14 protein-coding genes are annotated in these 20,209 nt (G+C 48.0%); 5 read left to right on the plus strand and 9 right to left on the minus strand.

Features of this window, described 5'->3' with window-relative positions; all coding sequences use genetic code 11:
• The first annotated feature begins 14 nt into the window (after window positions 1–14).
• On the plus strand, window positions 15–1,388 hold the full coding sequence (locus HGH92_RS09410) for a S41 family peptidase (protein WP_168870471.1): 1,374 nt from the start codon (window positions 15–17) through the stop codon (window positions 1,386–1,388).
• 83 nt (window positions 1,389–1,471) lie between these two features.
• On the opposite strand, the gene HGH92_RS09415 is transcribed toward HGH92_RS09410, so the two are convergent.
• The 7 genes from HGH92_RS09415 to HGH92_RS09445 all read right to left on the minus strand — a co-directional run bounded on the left by HGH92_RS09415 (window position 1,472) and on the right by HGH92_RS09445 (window position 11,037).
• The gene (locus HGH92_RS09415; protein WP_168870472.1) at window positions 1,472–2,053 is read right to left on the minus strand and encodes a hypothetical protein; all 582 of its coding nucleotides are present in this window, start codon (window positions 2,051–2,053) and stop codon (window positions 1,472–1,474) included.
• Window positions 2,054–2,157: 104 nt separating this feature from the next.
• Window positions 2,158–2,910, minus strand: a complete 753-nt coding sequence (locus HGH92_RS09420; protein WP_168870473.1) for a hypothetical protein — start codon at window positions 2,908–2,910, stop codon at window positions 2,158–2,160.
• Between the two features lie 78 nt (window positions 2,911–2,988).
• A complete protein-coding gene (locus HGH92_RS09425; protein WP_168870474.1) occupies window positions 2,989–4,404 on the minus strand; it encodes a T9SS C-terminal target domain-containing protein in 1,416 nt (471 codons plus the stop codon).
• Between the two features lie 127 nt (window positions 4,405–4,531).
• Window positions 4,532–5,947 carry a hypothetical protein gene (locus HGH92_RS09430; RefSeq protein WP_168870475.1) on the minus strand — a complete coding sequence of 472 codons (1,416 nt, stop codon included), beginning with the start codon at window positions 5,945–5,947 and terminating at the stop codon, window positions 4,532–4,534.
• 19 nt (window positions 5,948–5,966) lie between these two features.
• Window positions 5,967–9,113 carry a TonB-dependent receptor gene (locus HGH92_RS09435; RefSeq protein ID WP_247654856.1) on the minus strand — a complete coding sequence of 1,049 codons (3,147 nt, stop codon included), beginning with the start codon at window positions 9,111–9,113 and terminating at the stop codon, window positions 5,967–5,969.
• A gap of 123 nt (window positions 9,114–9,236) precedes the next feature.
• Window positions 9,237–10,151, minus strand: a complete 915-nt coding sequence (locus HGH92_RS09440; protein ID WP_168870477.1) for a FecR family protein — start codon at window positions 10,149–10,151, stop codon at window positions 9,237–9,239.
• Between the two features lie 160 nt (window positions 10,152–10,311).
• The gene (locus tag HGH92_RS09445) at window positions 10,312–11,037 is read right to left on the minus strand and encodes a carboxypeptidase-like regulatory domain-containing protein (protein WP_168870478.1); all 726 of its coding nucleotides are present in this window, start codon (window positions 11,035–11,037) and stop codon (window positions 10,312–10,314) included.
• 140 nt (window positions 11,038–11,177) lie between these two features.
• On the opposite strand from HGH92_RS09445, the gene HGH92_RS09450 reads away from it, so the two are divergent.
• The 4 genes from HGH92_RS09450 (at window position 11,178) to HGH92_RS09465 (ending at window position 18,514) form a co-directional block, all read left to right on the plus strand.
• A complete protein-coding gene (locus tag HGH92_RS09450; protein WP_168870479.1) occupies window positions 11,178–12,107 on the plus strand; it encodes a ribose-phosphate diphosphokinase in 930 nt (309 codons plus the stop codon).
• Window positions 12,108–12,581: 474 nt separating this feature from the next.
• On the plus strand, window positions 12,582–16,118 hold the full coding sequence (locus HGH92_RS09455) for a SusC/RagA family TonB-linked outer membrane protein (RefSeq protein ID WP_168870480.1): 3,537 nt from the start codon (window positions 12,582–12,584) through the stop codon (window positions 16,116–16,118).
• Window positions 16,119–16,129: 11 nt separating this feature from the next.
• Window positions 16,130–17,620 carry a SusD/RagB family nutrient-binding outer membrane lipoprotein gene (locus HGH92_RS09460; RefSeq protein ID WP_168870481.1) on the plus strand — a complete coding sequence of 497 codons (1,491 nt, stop codon included), beginning with the start codon at window positions 16,130–16,132 and terminating at the stop codon, window positions 17,618–17,620.
• 183 nt (window positions 17,621–17,803) lie between these two features.
• A complete protein-coding gene (locus HGH92_RS09465; protein ID WP_168870482.1) occupies window positions 17,804–18,514 on the plus strand; it encodes a DUF2490 domain-containing protein in 711 nt (236 codons plus the stop codon).
• Window positions 18,515–18,655: 141 nt separating this feature from the next.
• On the opposite strand, the gene HGH92_RS09470 is transcribed toward HGH92_RS09465, so the two are convergent.
• Window positions 18,656–19,135 carry a YcxB family protein gene (locus tag HGH92_RS09470; protein WP_168870483.1) on the minus strand — a complete coding sequence of 160 codons (480 nt, stop codon included), beginning with the start codon at window positions 19,133–19,135 and terminating at the stop codon, window positions 18,656–18,658.
• Between the two features lie 22 nt (window positions 19,136–19,157).
• Complete coding sequence (locus HGH92_RS09475) at window positions 19,158–19,700, minus strand: hypothetical protein (protein WP_168870484.1); 543 nt, start codon at window positions 19,698–19,700, stop codon at window positions 19,158–19,160.
• Window positions 19,701–20,209 lie beyond the last annotated feature (509 nt).

Consider the following 20,209-nt stretch of genomic DNA (forward strand, 5'->3'; position numbering starts at 1 on the left):
AAAACAACACCGCCATGCGACTCTTTTCCTGTTCGTTTTTCCTTGGCAGTATCGTGCTGATGACCGCCTGCAGTAAAAAGGACGACATGCCGCCTGTGCCAACAGGACCCGTCACGCAACAGGAAATCAACAACTGGGTACTGGACAGTATGCGTTACTTCTATTTGTGGAATGATCAGCTGCCAGCCAATCCCAACACCTCCCTGGAAACAGTAGCTTTTTTTACCGGCATCAAGTATACTGAAGACAGGTTCTCCCTGCTGTACAATCCTGAAGATCCGGCCACCTATGCCACTGATATCCGTAGCAAATACGGTATCGACTATAGTATTATCAACTGGCCACAACGGCCGGAAGGTGTTATCGGCGTTATCAAACTGGTAGTGCCCGGGTCTTACGCCGCAGCAGCAGGACTGAAAAGAGGCAGTTATTTTACCCGCATCAATGGAACCAGCCTCACTGCCGCTAATGCCGCAACGCTTAGCGAACAGCTACGGACAGCTACCACCGGCACTATCACGCCCGCTACCGTCAGCGGTACTACGATTACCGAAAATACAGCTGTATTACTGCAAGGCAGACCGGTAACTCCCAATCCCGTATATACGTCCACGTTAATAAACGGTGCCACCCGCAAAACAGGTTATTTGTTTTACAACGCTTTTATAGACGCATACAACACCAGCCTGCTGGATGTATTCAGGAACTTCAAAAGTCAGGGAATAACGGAACTGATCATCGACATCCGCTACAATACCGGTGGTAGCCTCGCCGCCGCGGCCATGCTTACAGCACTGATAGCGCCGGACGTAACAGACCAAAGCGTCTTTGTGCAATACAGCGGCAACAACCGCCTCGGTTCACGGACACTCAGCTTTGCCACCGCGCTGTCCGTTCCGGAAAATGCTGATCCCATCAGCTTCTCGACACTGACCTCCGCGCGGCTGCACCTTCCGCGCATTTTTCTGTTGACCGGCAGCCAGACGGTGTCTGCTGCTGAACTGCTGGTAAATAACCTGAAGCCCTATACGAAAGTGATACAGATAGGAGAAACCACCGTGGGTAAAGACAAAGGTGCTGTACTGATAAAAGACATGCGCAGCCCCCGCCGTATTCCCTGGGTGGTCCAGCCACTGACCTACCGGCTGTCTAATGCCGATGGTAATGGCAATTATACGCATGGCATCGCACCTCAATATGCGGTAGACGAAATGAGCCAACAACCATTACTTCCATTGGGAGATGCCAATGATCCGCTGGTAGCTAAAGCACTGTCAGTAATTGCAGGTAATGTAAGAGCAGCTGCCGAAAGTAACAACAGCCATCGTCATTTCTATGATGCCGGTCGACAAGCGGCTGCTAACAGTATGGTGATCATCCCGAGATAAGAGAAAGAGAGGGGTTAACAAAAATGAAACTTAATGGAGAATAATCAGTAAAACAGGGTTTTCCATATTATTTTAAACACGTCTCAACGCAGCTTCCCGCTTTTCAGGCCTGACCCGGCAACGGGTAAAGCGTGCGTCACGATCGCTTCTGTAATTGTTCTGCTGCCCGCTCCCAGCAGTAGCAGTCCGCCCCGGAAACCTTTGCCCACAGCAGGAGTATAATGCAGGTGCAAATGCCTGATCACACCGGAACTGTCTTCCGGCAGATTGCCGCCAAAGGTCAGGTCCCGGAAAGGAGTATATCCTTTTCTGACAGGGGCACGGCCTAATATCAGCAGGCCGCAGGGTCCCTGGTCCGGAGCCCTTTCCACTGTTATCCGGATAGGCAGTGTTGTTGTACCTTCAGCCAGGATATGCGCCCCCCGGGTAATGACTAATCCGCCGCTATGACGGCCGTCTTGTTTGTTTACCGCGGTGGGCAGTATGTTGACCACTGTACCGGCTTCCATCCGCAGGGTCGCTTCGTTCGCCACGTACACCCAACCATCAATATACCAGGGATGGTTGGCCGTCAGTAACATATTGGAAGTAATAACCTGCCGTATGGTGTCGGTCACAGGGATGATTTCCATTTTAATTTCCTGCGCAGCCGCAGGATTTATCACGTCATTTTTTTTGCAACCCGCAGTGATAACAGATAAGCTACTCAAACCATACCAGCAGTAGGGGATAAGACGGGTTACATATTTGCTCGCGGGATGCATAAAAATCAGAGGTTAATTTCGTTAGTCAGGATAGATCCGTTACTATCATCAAATATGGTAGTAATGTTGGATTTACCAGCCAGTTCCGCACCTGTGAGAATAAAGAACTCAGAACCGTCAGGCTGTAAAACCACCTGCCCTGTAGCAGGGTCCAGTAACTTGGCGGCAAACGTATAGGTGTTTCCGTTAGTATTCACCGCCCTCATCCTGAGAACAGCTGTCAATGACTTTCTCGTCCATCCTTTTACAACAAGTGGATAATCGAGCAGTTCTCCGGAATCCGGATCAGCATAAATAAATGCCAGGTCATATTTTTCGAGGGAATAGAAGGAGGCGCTTAAATTATTGAATATCTGGATATCAAATGAATCAACGGGTACTGAACCACCGCCACCTGCACCCACAAAACCTTTCAGTCCCAATTCCGCACTATAGGCAAATTTAAACCGCTGCAGGCCATTGGCCGCAACTGTAATAAGTGTATCTGCAAGCAACTGCTGTTTACCGGCATCATAGGCGCTCAATTTGCCCTGCTTACCGGCGGGAAGTACAAACAGACTGCCTTCTCCCCGTACATCAATGGTATCCAATTGCTTTCCATCAAAATACATCATGATTTTAGGAGTATTGGGAAGATTCAGCAACTTAACATTGACTTTGCCAAAATAATGTTCCTCCGGCAGTTCTCCCTTACGACAGGAAGCCAGGAATGTCACAACAGTTAAAAGAAGCGGCAAACGCTTAAAAAACAGATACATATTCAAATAATTAACAGAAAAAAGATGATCATCACGTATAGAGGAAAACCCTCTATACGTGATGATGGATAAAAATGATTACAGAATAGTCCAGCCGTTAGCCCAGGTAGTGTTTCCGGTAGGGAAAGCACCAGCAGCTTTAGCAGGAGACAGGGTACCAGGAATGTAGTTGTTGATTGCACGTGTGCTGCCGAACGGAGCGTTCAACTTGATGTTGAAGTTCGGGTCAGTAGTAGTGTAACCTTTATTGGTAGTACCCACAGGAGTAAATGCAGTAAAGGAGGTAAAGTTGATCTCAGTAGAGTAAGGTAACAGATACGCATGTACGTAGTTGTTAGTCAGCGTAGAAGTACCCGCATCATACTTGGTTTTGGTATTAGCACCGGAAGCAGGTTTCTGCGTATCCAGGGAGATACCGTAGTTGAAGCCCAGGAAGATAGAGTTATTGATCGCAAACTCAGCATTTCTTCTCAAATGAGCAGCGCGGCCATATTTACCGGTACCGGAAGGCAGACCGTTAGTAATGGATGCAGCAGCTGCAGTAGGCTGGCCGATGATAGTGATGTAGTTGTAAGTAGGATGGGTGTAAGGAGTAAACGGATCACCGTTAGCGTTGTTGTCACTTTCGAAGCCGTTAGACTGGCTCTTGTCAGCGCGGTTAGGATCAGATACGCCCAGTGCGTAAGTGATAGTACCGGAATAACCGTTGTCAGTATCAAACATATCATCCAGCGCATCGATAGCCAGCAGGTGAGAAGCGTTTACAGTACCACCAAAGAATTCGAAAGCGTCATCTTTGGATTTGTACACTTCAACGTAATCGAGGATAGTGCCGCTACCAACACCAGCCAGTGTAAGACCGTTCAGCTCATTGTCCGGAGCCAGCTCATAACCAGCGTACTCAATTCTTACATAACGCAGAATACCGGAGTTGTCTGTAGGAATGTTGTTGGCCGGGCCACCGTAAGTAGCATCAGCAGGAGGAGTGCCAGTGATACCTTCTACAGTTACTGCAGCAGTGTGGTTGGTTGGTGCATTCCCCAGCACTACCACGCCACCCCAATCACCTGACTGAGGAGCGGCTTCATTGGAAGTAAAGATGATCGGATCAGAAGCTGTACCGTCAGCAATCAGTTTCGCACCGCGGGTAACGATCAGGCCACCACCCGGAGTACCAGGATTAGTGCCGCTCGGAGGAATACCTTTGATACCTTTGATCACGGTTCCGGGTTCAACAGTTACTACAGCGTTGTTAGCTACATATACCAGACCATCCAGTTTGTAAATTTTGCAGCTTTTCAGGGTGATATTAGCAGTGATCACACCAGTGATGGTGCTGTCGCCACAAGTACCGGAAGCGCCGGAAGGACCACCGGCTACTACTGCGCGGTCATTGTTTACTACGTTGTTGTCTTTTTTGCAGGATGTACCTAACAGCATGCCGAGCACAGTCGCTGCAGACACGAGGGTTACCGCTAAGGGTTTTTTGTTCATGGGATTTTTACTTTTTAAAGTTTAAAACAAATGAATACGGAATGAATGATGAATACCTGATCAGGATATATTTTTCGGGTATACGCGCGCGAAAGCGTTAGAATTTATACATGATATGAATAAACAATTAAAGCACGGTCCAACCATCCGCCCAAGTGGTTTGCCCCGTGGGGAAAGCACCTACAAGACGGGCAGGTGACAACACCTGTGGAATATAGTTACGGATGATACGCGTTGCAGAAAATGGAGCACCAAGTTTTATATTCATGTTCGGATCAGCATTAACATAACCTCTGTTGGTTACTCCCAGCGGAGTAAATGCCCCAAAGGAAGCATAATTAATTTCCGTAGCATATGGGTATACGTACGCATGTACATAGTTGCTCGTCAGTGTTGAAGTCCCGTTCGTATATTTGGTTTGGGAGTTATCACCAGCAGCAGGTCTCTGCCTGTCCAGAGAAATTCCGTACCAATACCCTATAAAAATGCTGTTGTTAATGGTAAACTCGGCATTTCTTCTTATATGGGCGGCACGTCCGTATTTACCGGTTCCGGAAGGCAGCCCGTTCGTGATGCCGGCGGCAGTGGCGTCACGCTGGCCAATAATAGTAACATAGTTCAATATAGGGTGGGTATAAGGAGTTATCGCATCTCCATTGTAGTTGTTGTCACATTCAAAGCCATTCGACTGGCTTTTGTCGGCACGGCTGGGGTCAGATATTCCAAGTGCATAAGTAATTGTACCGGTATAACCATCAGAAATATCGAACATATCGTCCAGTGGATCAATGGCCAACAGATGAGATGCATTGAAGGTGCCTCCGGAAATCCCAAAAGCATCCGTCCTGGATTTGTATACCTCGATAAAATCCAGCGTTGTACCATTGCCAACCCCAGCTAATGTCAGACCACTCAGAGAATTATCGGGAGATAATTCGTAACCGGCGTATTCTATTCTTACATATCGCAGAATACCGCTATTATCATTCGGAACATTGTTGGAAGGACCTCCATAGCTAATGTCTGCCATAGGAACACCCCCAATACCAGGCAAAGACACCGCCGAAAGGTGATTGCTGGTAGCCCGGCCTATTATAGCCACTCCCGCCCAGTCTCCCGACTTAGGTGCAACATCGCCCGAAGTAAAAATAATCGGATCTGCTGCCGTACCGTCCGCAATCAGTTTTGAACCTTTGGTAACGATCAATCCTCCTCCCGGCGTGCCAGGATTAGTGGCCTCTGGCGGGATCCCCTTAACACCTTTGACAACGGTTCCCGGTTCGATAGTCATCACCGCATTATTGGCCACATATACAAGTCCATCCAAATTGTAAACCTTACAGCTTTTCAGGACAATATTGGAAGTAATCACCCCTTTTATGGTACTGTCCCCACAGGTACCGGAAACACCGGATGGACCGCCGGCTACTACTACACGGTCCTGCCTGGATACGTTGCTTTCCTTCTTACAGGATGTTCCCGCCATTAAGCTCAATAGCGCTGCAACGGACACAAAGGTCATTGGTAAAAACTTCTTTTTCATCGGATTCTACGTTTAAATATTAAAACTTGTACGTAAACGTTGCACTGTAAGTCCGGCCAGGCATGGATTTGAAATTAATCAGATCATTTCCTTCGCTATATTTCATATCAGATTTACTTGGTGCCTTTCCTCCCTTAATAGCATTGGATTCTTCCGCAGAAAACTGATTCCGGTAAATCACCGAATAACTATTAAGCAGGTTTCCCAAGTTCAGCTTCAGCTCTGCCCGCTGCTTCAGGAAACGGAAACCAATCTGCGCGTCCAGCGACTGCAAAGGGCGCTCCATCAGGGAATAGGCATAGGTAAGGTTCGGCAGGAAAACACGATTGGTAACAGAATTATAAGCCAGACTTACTGATACCGGGTTCATGTCGTAGTAAATCCCGGCGTTTAACATAAAATTGCTGGCTCCCATTTGAGGACGCTTTTCTTCTTCCCCTACCGTTTCCTTTATCATCACCTTCATCGGATTGGCAGGATCAAAAAGGCCTGTATTCAACGTCATCCGCTTAACAGTCGCATCCAGATAAGTGAAGTTGCCATACAGCGTTATATTACGCAGCACCGGCACCCGGGTAAAAGCAAGCGACTTTCTCACCTCCAGTTCCACACCATAATTCTTCGCCGACTTACTGTTATTCAACTCAAAACTGTTAAGCAAATCCTTCTGGTAAATCTCCATTGGGTAAGCAAGGTCCTTATAGAAAAAAGATGCCGAAAGCACTTCACCAGGGCCAGGATACCACTCATACCGGAAGTCGAGATGTTTAATAGTCGTCGACCTTAACAACCCAGAACCATACTCACCACCTAATTCAAAATCATACTCCTGGAAAATAGACAGCTCGCGCAGGTCCGGACGGATAATACTTTCTGAATAAGCTAGCCGCAGGTTCATGGACGGTGTAAGCGAGTAAGTAAGATTGGCGGAAGGGAAAAAACGCCAATTAGGTTCTCTGCTCAGCAAATCTGAATAATCATATTCTTTACCTGGTTCACGTTTGTACTTCCGGAAAATAGAGTCAATATTGTCATTTACTTTGTTCAGGTTATAATACTCCGCTCTCAATCCCCACACTAATCTCCATTTCTCACCGATCCTGTTGTCGAACATGGCGAACAAAGCATGCAAAGAAGCTGACCGGCGCTTGAAGTTGTCGCCAAATGTGCTCATGTCCACCCGCACATTGTTCTCTGGTGTGAATGCCTTAGTCAGGGGGAAATAATTGGCGTCCTTATTATCGAATTTTGACATGGTGTTAAGCACAAAGAACAACCTGTCTTTACTCCATCCGGCATAACCGCCTTTAAAAGTATTATCAAACTTTACGTTGCCGGCATCGAACTTAAAGGGAACAGATATCGCGACATCCCAGTTATAGTTGTTTTCCAGGGCACGGCTCCACCATCTCAGAGCGCCTTCCGAAAAATTGCTGCTAACGGTAGAAATGTTGTACTCATTTTTGTCTGCGCCATCCGCCTGCTTGTAGTCAGCCAGCATCATGTGATTGTCTGGTTTCTGCCGGTCCAGTTTCAGGTAACTGCCGCTCCATTTCAAACGAACACCGTTGCGGCCGATGGCATGTTCTCCTCTCAGCTGGTTTTGCCACAAAGACGTTTGCATAGCAAGATCAAACAATCCCAACGTATTGTCAGAACCAAACTTTCCGTTCTGGCCTGTACCGAATATCAGTTGCTGGTCCAGCGTTCGCAGATAGAGTGATTGAAAACCTATCCGGCTTTTTTCATTCCGATAGCCGATACCCAGCATGCCTCCCAGATTGGTGACAAAGCCATAACGCTGCCCTTTGAACAATAAATCACGCTGCCCCTGATTACCCTCCACTTCTGCAAAACCTTCCCTTCCCAGCACAATATCCTGTGTAGATAATGTATTGCGATAACTGGCAGCGGCCACCAGTCCCCATTGCTGGCCGGCATTACCGCGCAGCACATGACCAAATGATGCCTGAAAGTTGGGAGATACCGGTGCTTTAAATTTTGTTACCGCCCAGTTGTTGTTAAACAAAGCCGCGTTTTTCCCTTCTTTATTATAATAATCAACCGCATCAAATCTGTCCTTCCAGTCCAGTGTGCCAAACAGATAACGGTGTTTCGCCGCACTGCCACGATACTCGCTGCCACTCAATGGCAGGGACAAAAAATCCTTTCCTGTTGTCTTATCATTATAACTGCCGCCAACAGACAGGTTCAGAAAATTTTCAGCAGGAATGTCCAGTGTATTCACTTCTACCAGGCCACCCCCAAATTCCGCGCTGCGGTCAGGTGTGATGGTCTTTATCACCGTAATATTTTCCACTATATTGGAAGGAATAATATCAAAGCTGAAATTCTTTCTGTTCAGCTCTGTGCTGGGCATGATCTGCCCGTTCAGCACTGCCTGGTTATAACGTTCACTCAGCCCGCGCACCACCACGTATTTATTGTCCATAGTAGCCAGACCGCTCACTCTCTTTAATACCTCACCAATATTTTTATCCGGTGTACGCGCAATTTGTTCTGCACTGATACCATCGGTAATAGCGGCGTTATTCTTTTGCAGCGCATACAGACCTTCGATAGAAGCCTTGCGGTAGTTACCGGTCACGGTCACTTCTTTCAGGCGGGAACCGCTGTTTTTCAGCACTACGTTCAGCGGAATAATGTCTTTTTCTTTTACAGCGATATCTGTCACTTTCCTGGTCTCATAGGAAACAAAGCTGAAGCTAAGGCTGTACGTACCAGGATTCAACACCAGCTCATAACTGCCATCTACAGCCGTGATGGTGCCTTGCCCGCCCTGCGCTGCTACTGTAACGCCCGGCAGCGGTTCATTTTTAGCATCCACCACTTTCCCGCGGATGCGGCCATTGGTCTGTACTGCCGGTGTAACCACACTGCCTTTGCGCAGTGCTATCACATGATTTCCGGTCAGTTCCACGTCCAGTGGCGTATGTTGATCGATATAGCTCAATACTTCTCCCAGCGGCGTACCCGGAAACCGTGCTTCACTAACGGTGCACTGTTGTAGATACTCCGGATCATAAATAAAGGTATAAGGTGTTTGTTGTTGCAACGCTTTCACAACAGCGGCAGCATTGGTTTTGCCCAGCTGCAATTGTACCTTGTCGGTAAGGGACTTGTAAGCCTGTGCTAATATCAGCATAGGCGATAGTGGAACGAAAAAAAACAACAGGATCATCACACGACATGACATACTTTCCCCTGTACAAAATCTGTAGGTAGATTTTTGCATAATGTATTCTTTATTTTAAATGGATGTAGTTAGCTACTTACTCTGTGTTTGGTATGTGGTGTCGTTAATCCGTACGAATGAGATATCATGTACATAACCTAATGTGGATAGTATTTTTTCCAAAGACATATCCCGGCTGAATTCACCTGAAATTTTCTTTTTGCCCAACGACGGATCGTCCAGAACAATCCTGCATCCATAGCGCTGTTGTAACCGGGCCAATGCATCTGCCAGTTGGGTGTGGTTAAAATAAATTTTCCCTTTTTTCCAGTCCAGCACATCGCTCTTCTCGAAGTTTGTCAGCTGGGGCTGTCTGCCATCTGTATAGTTCAACATCTGACCGGGCAACAATACTTCGTTGAATGCATCTGGTTTGCTCACTGCCACCTTCCCTTCCAACAGGCTGATCTGAATACTGCCATCGGCCATATTGGAAGTGGCAATGTTAAATACCGTACCAAGTACAGTGGTGGTCAGGCGGCCGGTATGCACCAGAAAAGGCCGCTGCTCGTCTTGGGTTACCTTGAAATAAGCTTCACCATGCAGCCATAACTCCCTCGATTCCTTGTTATACCTGTTCTGATAAATGATAGACGAATGTGTATTGAGCCAGACTTCACTGCCATCCTCCATGGTGAACAATTGTATGTTGTCGCTGGTATTATGCAGGGTGTCCCATTTCACGGCAACAGGGCGCGCGCCGGTACGGTGCTGCCAGAAAAAGGCGATGGAAACAATGATACCGATCACGGCTGCCGCAGCGGCACCATACCAGAACGGGTGTACACGGGGTTTCATCACAACAGGCGCATTGGCTTCCTCCCATTTCCCCATCATAAACTCGTCCAGCAGCATCGTGTCTGCCGAAGCAAGCCAGTTTTCAACTGCGGCTGCTTCCTGTGTTGTGCATTGCCCTTTAAAATACTTGTCCAGTAACTGTTTATCCATAATCCCGGTCCCTGCTCAGGGTATTTACACAGAGAGTACGTCCGGGAAATAAGATGTTCCTAGTCTGTTTTGCAGGTTAACAATTTGGTAATATAAGCACACAAAAAAGCCCGGGACATCGCTGTTCCGGGCCTTTATTTTTATACAGGAAGATGATTGTCTATTGTTTGTTGGCTTTTGCTTTTTGATAGTCTTCAAACGACTGCTTAATAAACAACAGCAGATCATATTCGGAAGCATCATTCAAAAACTGATAGCCGGGACGGTATTTATGCATAAAAGAATCAAGTTCCGGCGACTGCAGCTTGGTCATCTTTGCCACCAGCTCAGGGGAGTAACGGTAATCTATATACTTTTCCTTCTCCCAGTATACCAACTGTTCACGGAACTGTTCCTTCCGCTTGCGTGTTTTGCTGGGCACGAGGTAAGTCAATGCTGTAATCGGATTGGCTGGCAACGTTTTTAACACGTCCATGGCCCCCGGCTTCTTGTAATTGAAATAACGGCCGTATTCCTGCCGCATGGCCAGGGAGTCCTTGGTGTGGTTGATCCCTTTTACGTTCACTCCCTGCAGCTCAAACAGCCGTCTCTGCAAATAAACGTCCTGTGTGGTGGACATTCCCGGTGTTACGATCTGGCGCTGGGCATAGCTCAGCATGGAGAACTCCAGGGTATCGCCCGGCAAAGCCTCTATATAATAACGTCCACTCTCACTACTGAGAGTACCCGTCATCGTTCTCTTGTTAACGATGGAAACAAATGGCAATCCCGTTTTGGTCTCCTGGTCAGCCACCATACCAGACAATCTTACCTGGGCAGATGTATGCTGTTGGCATATGAAAAAGAAGAAAAACAGTGCTCCGATATATGCTAAAAAACGAATCATTGGACGTACTAATCTGTCAAATTTAACGTTCCACCCGCAAATGAAAAGTTAAAAAAGCGGGCATGCGACAGTGCTCGGCCGCAAAAATATTAATTATCAAGCTTATAAATAGCTTATTTTTACTTCAATTCACCATTATCATGCCACAGAAGATCATTTTTGCGACACAGCACTATCAATATCTGAAAGACCGTATCCTGTCAATGCCAGATGCTCCCTGGGAAAACGGAGAACTCGAAATCCGCGATTTTCCGGACGGAGAACATTATCACCGCATCGTCAGCGAAATCAGCAACAAAGAGGTGGTCCTCATAGGCGGCACCATCGACGATAAGGCAACACTCGAATTGTACGACCTGGCCAGCGGCTGCATACAACTGGGCGCCCACTCCCTGACCATAGTCATCCCTTTCTTCGGATATTCTACCATGGAAAGGGCAGTCAAATATGGTGAAATCGTTAAAGCCAAAACAAGGGCCGTACTTTTCTCTTCCCTTCCCAATACCTCACGGGGCAACCGCGTCATGCTGATAGACCTGCATGTGGACGGTATCACCTGGTATTTTGAAAATGATATCCGCCCCGTTCATCTTTACGCGAAAGACTTTGTAAGGGAAGCCGCCCTGGAACTGGCTGGCGGCCAACCGTTTGTACTGGCCAGCACAGATGCCGGCAGGGCAAAATGGGTGGAGTCGCTGGCCAACGACTTTCACGTGCAGGCAGCATTTGTCTTCAAACGTCGTATATCCGGCGAAGAAACCGCTATCACTGCTATCAGCGCCGATGTGAAAGATAAAATTGTGATCATTTATGATGACATGATCCGCACCGGCGGCTCCCTGCTCCACGCCGCAGAAGCCTACCGCGATGCCGGCGCACGCGATATCTATGTCATTACCACACACGGCATCTTCGCAGGCAACGGATTCCAGAAAATCAAAGACAGTGGCATCATCAAAGGCATCGTCTGTACCGACACACATCCCAACGCACTGCTTATCCAGGATGAGTTTCTCCAGGTCAAATCCGTCGCCCAACTTATCGTGAACGCCATCAACGCCAAAAGCTAAACATCGTAAATCAGCCCTCATACTTATTTTCAGCCTGCCGCTTGGCAGGCTATTTGTTTTACCCCCCAAGAGTGAGGACGACTGTAGCATATGCTCCCTGACCGCATGATAGCTTTGTGTCACACATAACCGAAAAAGACTGAATGCTGGATTTTCGTATAATCGACCACGATAGTTGCAACTATCGGGTTTACAGAAACAACAGCAGTGAACAAGGGGTTCGGAATGCTAACGATGCACGCGCGCAGCATGGCAACGGGATGTTATCGGCAACCGGCTGCGAAATCTGTGGAGAAGAGTTTACAGCAGTGGGCATTCCACACTACGAAATGAGGAAAAACCTGATAAAATCAATTTAAGCCCATTGTAAAAGGGCTTTCGATTGTATTGTTATTTGATATGTATTGTCCAGATAACAATAAGCAGTCTGCAAGAGCTGCACAAAAAATTTGTAACCAAATCAAGCACTATACAATGAGAAGCCATGTACTAGCCTGGTCGGGGCTGTGCTATGCCTTTTTCTGCTATACTCCCAGCAGCGCATACACGAAACCCGAAAGGTATCTCACCGTCCTGCAGCAGCCTGCGGATACTACCGTTCCGGTTGTTATCAAGCCAGCTGCTGCCGACACTGCCGCCAAACCCAGGCAGGATACCACCAAAAAACCCGCGCAGGATTCCGTGAAACCCACACAGGATACCAGTAAACCTGCTCAAGGCACTGCGAAACCCGCACAGGATACTTCGGCACCCAAACAAGATTCCGCAAAACCGAAACAAGATACAGGACTGATCCTTCCGCCCGATGATGCCACCATCAAAAAGGAGATCGGACAGTTCACGCTCAACGGCCTCGTAAAGGACGATAAAGCTACGCCCGTTCCCGGTGCCCTCATCCGTAACAAGACCGCCGGCACTAACGCCCAGTCCGATCCGGATGGTAAATTCGCCATCAAAGCCAAACAAAACGACACCATCACGATAACTTCACCAACGTTCGGAGACCAGACGATCATCGTGGAGAAAAAAGAACCGCTGACCATCACCCTTACCCCTGTAAATGCCAACAAAAAAGTATTGGGAGAAGTGGTAGTTACCGCCCTCGGTATCAAGAAAAACCCACGCTCCGTAGGTTATGCCATGCAGGAAGTAGCCGGCAACGCGGTACAGGAAGCGAAAGAAGTGAACTTCGTCAATGCCCTCACCGGTAAAGTACCCGGCGTACAAATCAATACCAACACCGGCTCCATGGGAGGCTCCTCTAAAATCACCATCCGTGGCGTAAAATCCATCCTCGGCGATAACAACGCCTTCTTCGTGATAGATGGTGTGCCCATGCAGAACAACAGCACCAACGATCCCGGACAGCTCAACGGCGGCGGTGGCTACGACTTCGGCAGCCCCCTCCAGGACATCAACCCGGAAGACATCGAAAACATCTCCGTGCTGAAAGGCGCAGCCGCAACAGCCCTCTACGGAAGCCGCGGCGCTAACGGCGTTATGCTCATCACCACCAAAAAACGCCCGGACGTGGAAAAAGGCATCGGCGTAACCTACAGCCTCAATGCCCAGATCGATCAGGTGTACAAACTGCCTACCTACCAAAACATGTATGGTGGCGGTGCTAGCCCACGCTTCGATACGCTCTATTATAACCAGCACCCGGAAGCTTTCCTTAACGAACAAAGCGCTGCATACGACGATAATAACGGTAAAGGCCGCTATGACCTCATGCCACAGTACTACGAAGATGCCTCCTGGGGCCCGCGCCTGGATGGCCGCCTCGTACGCCACTACTGGTCATGGGACAAAGACAAGGGCAACCCGCTCTTCGGTCAGACCGCTCCATGGGAAGCACATCCCAATAATGTGAAGGATTTCTACCGCACCGGCTTTACGCTCACTAATAATATATCCATGGCCGGTAGTAACGATAAAGGCGGTTTCCGCCTGTCTTACGGTAACATGAACCAGACCTTTGTGCTGCCCAATGCTACCACCAGCCGTAACAACCTGTCCTTCAACGGTAACTACGAAGTCACCAAAGGTGTTAGGGCAGTGGCTTCCATGAACTACGTAGGACTGAAAGCCAAAGGCCGCCCAGGTACCGGTTTTACCGGCCCTAACCCGGCCCTTCAGTTTACCATGTTCGGACAACGCCAGCTCGATATCGAAAAAGAAAAAAACTACCAGTACAGCGACGGATCACAGATCACCTGGAACCGTAAGTCATGGAGCGATCCTGCTGTACAGTTCAGCAACGGCCCCTACTGGAACCGTTATATGGACTATGAAACTGACAGCCGTAACCGCCTCTTCGGTTACGCCGGCGTAGACATCGACGCTACCAAATGGCTGTCCTTCACCGGCCGCGTATTCATGGACGACTATAATACCCTTGAAGAAGAAAGAACAGCTAAAGATTATCTCATAGGCGGCTATATCAAAAGGGTACGCACTTCCCGTGAAATGAACTATCAGGTGACTGCCGATATTAAAAAAGACTTCGGTAAGGAATTCCAGCTGAATGCCACAGTAGGCGGCAATATCATGCACCGCAAGTGGACCACCACCGGCGGTAGCACCCAACAAGGCCTGCTGGTAAAGAACGTATACAACCTGAACAACTCTGTACAACCAGCTAAGATCATCGACGATTTCGCCGAAAAACAGATCAACTCCGTTTTCGCTACCGCCAACCTGGGTTATAAGAACATGCTGTTCCTCGACCTTACCGGCCGCAGCGACTGGAGCTCTACGCTGTTAAGTGGCAACAATCAATACTTCTACCCGTCAGCATCCCTTTCTTTCGTGTTCTCCGATCTGCTGAAAGACTGGAAATGGCTGACCTTCGGTAAGGTAAGAGGAAGCCTCGCTGCCGTAGGTAATGACGCCGATCCATACAGGATCTACGACACCTACGAGTTCCTGCCGCCTTTTGGCAACTATCCGGCTACACAGGCTTCCAATACCAAATACACCAGAGACCTGAAGCCTGAACGCACTACCGAAATAGAAACCGGGGTGGAACTGAAATTCCTCGACAACCGTATAGGCGTTGACTTTACCTACTATCGCCGCCGGACCAAAGATCAGCTGATCTATCTGTCCCTGCCGGCCGCCACCGGTTATACTACGGCATATGCCAACGGTGGTGAAGTGGAAAACAAGGGTATTGAAATTGGCCTTAACCTGAACCCCATCCGCCTGAAAAACGGCTTCCGCTGGGATATCAACGCCAACCTGGCCCGCAACCGCAATAAGTTGCTCAGCATGAACATCGACCAGTACAATACCAACCTTCCTGTGTATCTCATCGGCACCGACCGCCGTACACAGAAAGTTTCTGTAGTGGCCATGGTAGGGCAACCGCTGGGCACGCTCATCGGTACCGACTACACGTACCTGAACGGACAGCGGGTTGTGGATGAAAAAGGCCACTATGTTCCCACCACTACCAGTGTTCCGCTTGGTAACGCCTATCCGGATTATGTAGGCGGTGTCACCAACACCTTCACTTACAAAGGCATCTACCTGTCAGCATTGGTCGACTTCCAGCATGGCGGCAGCTTCTTCTCCTATACTAACCTGTACGGAGAGAAATCCGGCCTGTTACAGACCACCGTGGAAAACAATATCCGCGAAAACGGCATCGTAGTGCCGGGCGTAACTGCAGACGGCCGTCCTAACACGGTTAACATTACCGCCCAGGACCACTTCGCTGCCAACGGCGGTAACGTTATCAGCCGGGCCAATATGTACGATGCCAGCTATATCTACCTGAGAGAAGCTAAAATTGGTTATAACCTGCCGGAATCATGGTACCGGAGAATCGGCGCCCAAAGTGCCCGCCTCTCCCTGTATGGCCGTAACCTGTGGCTGATCAAGTCCAACGCGCCTAACGTCGATCCGGCCAGCATCATCAACTCCTCTTCCAATATACAGGGGATTGAAGGTGGAGCACTGCCTTCGCTGCGCTCCTATGGTTTAAACCTGAATGTATCATTCTAAAATTTGTGAAGATGACCAACAAGATCCTGAAATATAGTTCCGCTTTACTGCTGCTGGCCGCCATGGCGTTCACCGGTTGTAAAAAGCTTGACGATATCAATCACGACCCAACCAAACCCACTACTGCGGAACCGCAGTACTTACTGGCCGGCGCGCAAAAAGCCGCAATGGACGTACTGTACAGCGGTCTGCAGAACGGGTACATTGCCATGCACTACGCCCAGTACTGGTCTGCCAATTCCCGGACAGATGACAGCCGCTACAAACTGGATGAAGGTAACAACTCCACCATGTGGAACAACCTTTATCGTATTTCGCTGAACAACCTGGAAACGATCGTGCGGCAAAACGCCACCCTGCCGGCAACGCCGCAGCTGGCCGTGCAAACAGCCATCGCCCGCGTATCTTCCTGCTGGATATACCAGATACTGGCCGACGCTTATGGCAATGTGCCTTACTCTTCCACTTTCCAGCTAGACGCAGGCAACCTTAAACCGAAGTATGATGATGCCAAAAGCATCTATGGCCATCTTCTTGATACGCTTCAGGCACAGATCGCCGTGTTCGACGCCAATAAAGGCGTCACCGCCACCGGCGATGTAATCTACAACGGCAGCGCCGACAAATGGGCCAAACTGGCACACTCGCTGATGCTCCGTATAGCCATGCGCATGGCCGATGCCGATGGCGCCAAAGCCAAACAGATCATCGAAGCCCACTATCAGCAGGCATTTACCAGCAATGACGATAATGCGCAGTTCGTATACCTGAATGCAGCGCCTAATAAATTCCCGTTCAACGATTCTGAAAGGGAAATACCAGACTTCTTCGTCAGCGCCACCCTGGTGGATTACATGCAGGCAACCGGCGATCCCCGGCTGCCTATTTATGCACGTCCCTCCAAAGATGATAAAACGCTGAAAGGCATGCCATATGGCTGGGCCAGCGCTGATGCCGCCAGGCCTTCCCCGGGTCACTTTTCCTACCCCGGCATACAGATCTACAGCGCTACCATGCCTGGTATCCTGATGAACTACGCCGAAGTGGAATTCATCCTGGCGGAAGCGGCTGCCCGCGGCATGACCGTAGGAGAGGCTTCTACCCACTACACCAACGGTATCAGGGCCTCTGTTGAATACTGGAAAAAACTGACCAACAACACCGGTATCACCGACGCTGTGGTTGATAAGTTTGTAGGAGGAGTACCTTACGATGCGGCCGACTGGCGCAATGTGATCGGTACCCAGAAATGGCTGGCATTGTATCCGCAAGGTTTCCAGGGCTGGTACGAGCGCACAAGGCTCAATTTCAAAAAACCGGGCGGTCAGGCATTTTTTATTGCACCGGTTTCAGGCAGCATGGACCAGTCAGCACCATTCGTGCCTTACCGCCTTACTTACCTGGTCACTGAACAGGCCCAAAACCAGGCTGCTTACACTGAAGCAGCACAGGCCATCGGTGGCGACCAGAAAGGCACCAAACTGTGGTTTAACAAATTCTAACGAAATACTCACTCAACTAAAACAATCAGCCGGCGCCTGCTTTTGCGGGCGCCTTTTTTGTCTCCCGCCACCTGCAACCTGCCATAAATAAAGACACCCTCTCTTAAAATATCAAAATCAGCAAATTCGTAAACGATTCTGCGTTATCTTTAAGCCCCCCTATAATAAGTTTTAAGCGATTTTATGAAGAAAGTACTGTTATTACTGGCCGTAATAGCCCTGTCACGCTATGCTACGGCCCAAGAGACCACGCATGCCTATCAACACTGGTACACTTATTTTGGGAATGTAAAAATCAATCAGCGCTGGTCTGTCCCGTTTGATATACAGGGGCGTATTCGCGACGGTATCAGCAACAAAGGACAGCTATTGATGAGGGGAGGGCTGCAATATGCCATTACGCCACAACATCAGGTATTATTGGGTTATGCCTTTGTGCCCACCTATAACAATGTCAGCAATACCTGGCTGCCGGAGCACCGCCTTTTCGAACAATACATCTATAAAGCGCCGAAAATAGACATGACGCACCGCTTCCGGCTGGAACAGCGCTGGGTGGCCCAGCCAAACAGCCCTGATGCCGCCCACGCTATCGGCGACTGGAAATACGGCAACCGTTTTCGTTATTTCAACCGTACCCAGCTCAATATAAGGCACCAGCAGCAGGCCACACGCTTTTATGTAGCCTTGCAGGACGAAATATTCCTGAATTTATGGGGAAATGACATCAGCAACCTCTTCTTTGACCAGAACCGCTTTCTGGCCGCTTTTGGCTATAAACTCAGCGGTTCCCTCAAAGCCGACATCGGGTATATGAACCAGTTTGTCCAGGGAGGCAATGGCGCGCGAAATATGAACCACATATTGCACTTCGCGGTTTTCCAGCAACTGTAACTATTGATACGATGATTAACAGGATGATAAGTATCTGACGATAGTTTATCAGAAAGATATCGGGTAAGGTTTTAAATGTAGATAGCTGATCATCAACATGTAAAATCTTATCCGATTTTTTTAGAGAGACGTGATAATCAATTACTTATTGAGTGGTTCTACCATCTCCTTAAATCCCTGGTAAGCGTCCTCCGTTTTAAAAGCACTGATGGGAATCAGGAAAAAGGTCTTTTTATCGCGATAGAGAAAGAAAAATTTTTTGGTTTCCACCACTTTGGAGAAGTTGTTCCAGCTGATGGAACGCAGGTGGTCACTCGAACGGGTAGATATCTGGATGCCTTCTTCAGAGTAGCGCAGATGGATATCATCCTTGAAGGTGGCAGCTTTGTTATAGATGGAGATGGGGAGGAGGTACCAGAAAACGAGCCCAAGCAGAATAACCATGATGGTGATGCCGGAGAGGGTGCCAGGAGTCACCAGGTTGAAGGCATAGCCGGCAATAGTGGCCAGCAGCAGAATAATAAGGGTGTTGCGGAACACCTTTATTTCTCCCCGATGCATAAAATGATAGCGTAATGCGTGCAATACATCTCCCTTGTTATAACTAAACTCTAACTGCATTAGGCGCCTGGCAAAACGATTTTTATCTGTTTACGGAAATCGACATAGGATTATCCATTTCATCACGTACAGTAACAGGTGCTTCTTTCTTACGGTTACGCTTCAGGGTGGAAAGAGATTCCTCGTTGAAGCCCGGAAAGTTTTTCTTGATGAAAAGGAAATACTGTTGCAAGGTTTTCGGGTCCACTTTGAAAGGGAACGCCGGCTCCTTACCACTTCCTTTCAGGAAGTCGTTGGTGTTTATTTTTGTTTCGTTTTGTAAATACCATTTGTATAGGTCCACAATAGCTTTTTCCAACTCTGCTTCATCTACTTTCTCTCCCGTCTCTACCCGGGGGAATAATAACACAAACTCTTCAACCCTTACAGGCTTGGGCTTATCATTATTCCTGGCATTATTACGGTTATCGTTGTTATCCCCGTTTTTATCTCCATTGTTGTCCCCGTTCTTGCAACCGGTAGTGGCGTTGTCTCCGTTACCGTTGCCATTACCATGAACAGTGTTGGCATTTGCTGATGTGGCTGCGGCCAAAACTACCAACAGCATTAACAACAGCTTTGTCATAAGGTATCCAAATTTTTCGAGTCTTAAAAATACATTAATATTCCGAGATTTCTAATCCAGAAAAAAAATACGTATAACCACGCATACCCCCTGAAAAAACAAAAGCAATGGACGAACCATTGCTTTCGAGAGTCATTTACAGTGCATGATGAGTCATGCGGTGTAGGAATATTTGGTTTTTCATAGGACAGTAACCATAATAAAAATTAATACAATAACAAATATAATAAAATTATATCGTGACAGAAGAAGATGTCTAAAAATTAAATAATTTTTAATATGAGATCAAAAAATCTCAGAAATGGAAAATAAACGCCTTTAAATTAGATAAAATAAAATGTGAGATTATACCTCCATTGGGAGAAGCGAAGAGAAAGTGACCGGAAAACGATGCTTAAATCTGGGTTTTAAAAAAAAGTAAGGGCGCCTAGAAAAGCGCCCTCAATTTGTTACTATCCTATGAAAACCCTATTTGAATACAAAGATAAGTGCATGTTATTTTTCTTTGA

This window comes from Chitinophaga varians (genome assembly GCF_012641275.1).
Taxonomy (GTDB): domain Bacteria; phylum Bacteroidota; class Bacteroidia; order Chitinophagales; family Chitinophagaceae; genus Chitinophaga; species Chitinophaga varians_A.

Coding starts and splice junctions, on each gene's coding strand:
- HGH92_RS09420 (WP_168870473.1), bottom strand. CDS start 2,910: ATGTATCTGTTTTTTAAGCGTTTGCCGCTTCTTTTAACTGTTGTGACA.
- HGH92_RS09455 (WP_168870480.1), top strand. CDS start 12,582: ATGAGAAGCCATGTACTAGCCTGGTCGGGGCTGTGCTATGCCTTTTTC.
- HGH92_RS09430 (WP_168870475.1), bottom strand. CDS start 5,947: ATGAAAAAGAAGTTTTTACCAATGACCTTTGTGTCCGTTGCAGCGCTA.
- HGH92_RS09425 (WP_168870474.1), bottom strand. CDS start 4,404: ATGAACAAAAAACCCTTAGCGGTAACCCTCGTGTCTGCAGCGACTGTG.
- HGH92_RS09410 (WP_168870471.1), top strand. CDS start 15: ATGCGACTCTTTTCCTGTTCGTTTTTCCTTGGCAGTATCGTGCTGATG.
- HGH92_RS09440 (WP_168870477.1), bottom strand. CDS start 10,151: ATGGATAAACAGTTACTGGACAAGTATTTTAAAGGGCAATGCACAACA.
- HGH92_RS09460 (WP_168870481.1), top strand. CDS start 16,130: ATGACCAACAAGATCCTGAAATATAGTTCCGCTTTACTGCTGCTGGCC.
- HGH92_RS09445 (WP_168870478.1), bottom strand. CDS start 11,037: ATGATTCGTTTTTTAGCATATATCGGAGCACTGTTTTTCTTCTTTTTC.
- HGH92_RS09450 (WP_168870479.1), top strand. CDS start 11,178: ATGCCACAGAAGATCATTTTTGCGACACAGCACTATCAATATCTGAAA.
- HGH92_RS09435 (WP_247654856.1), bottom strand. CDS start 9,113: ATGCTGATATTAGCACAGGCTTACAAGTCCCTTACCGACAAGGTACAA.
- HGH92_RS09475 (WP_168870484.1), bottom strand. CDS start 19,700: ATGACAAAGCTGTTGTTAATGCTGTTGGTAGTTTTGGCCGCAGCCACA.
- HGH92_RS09470 (WP_168870483.1), bottom strand. CDS start 19,135: ATGCAGTTAGAGTTTAGTTATAACAAGGGAGATGTATTGCACGCATTA.
- HGH92_RS09465 (WP_168870482.1), top strand. CDS start 17,804: ATGAAGAAAGTACTGTTATTACTGGCCGTAATAGCCCTGTCACGCTAT.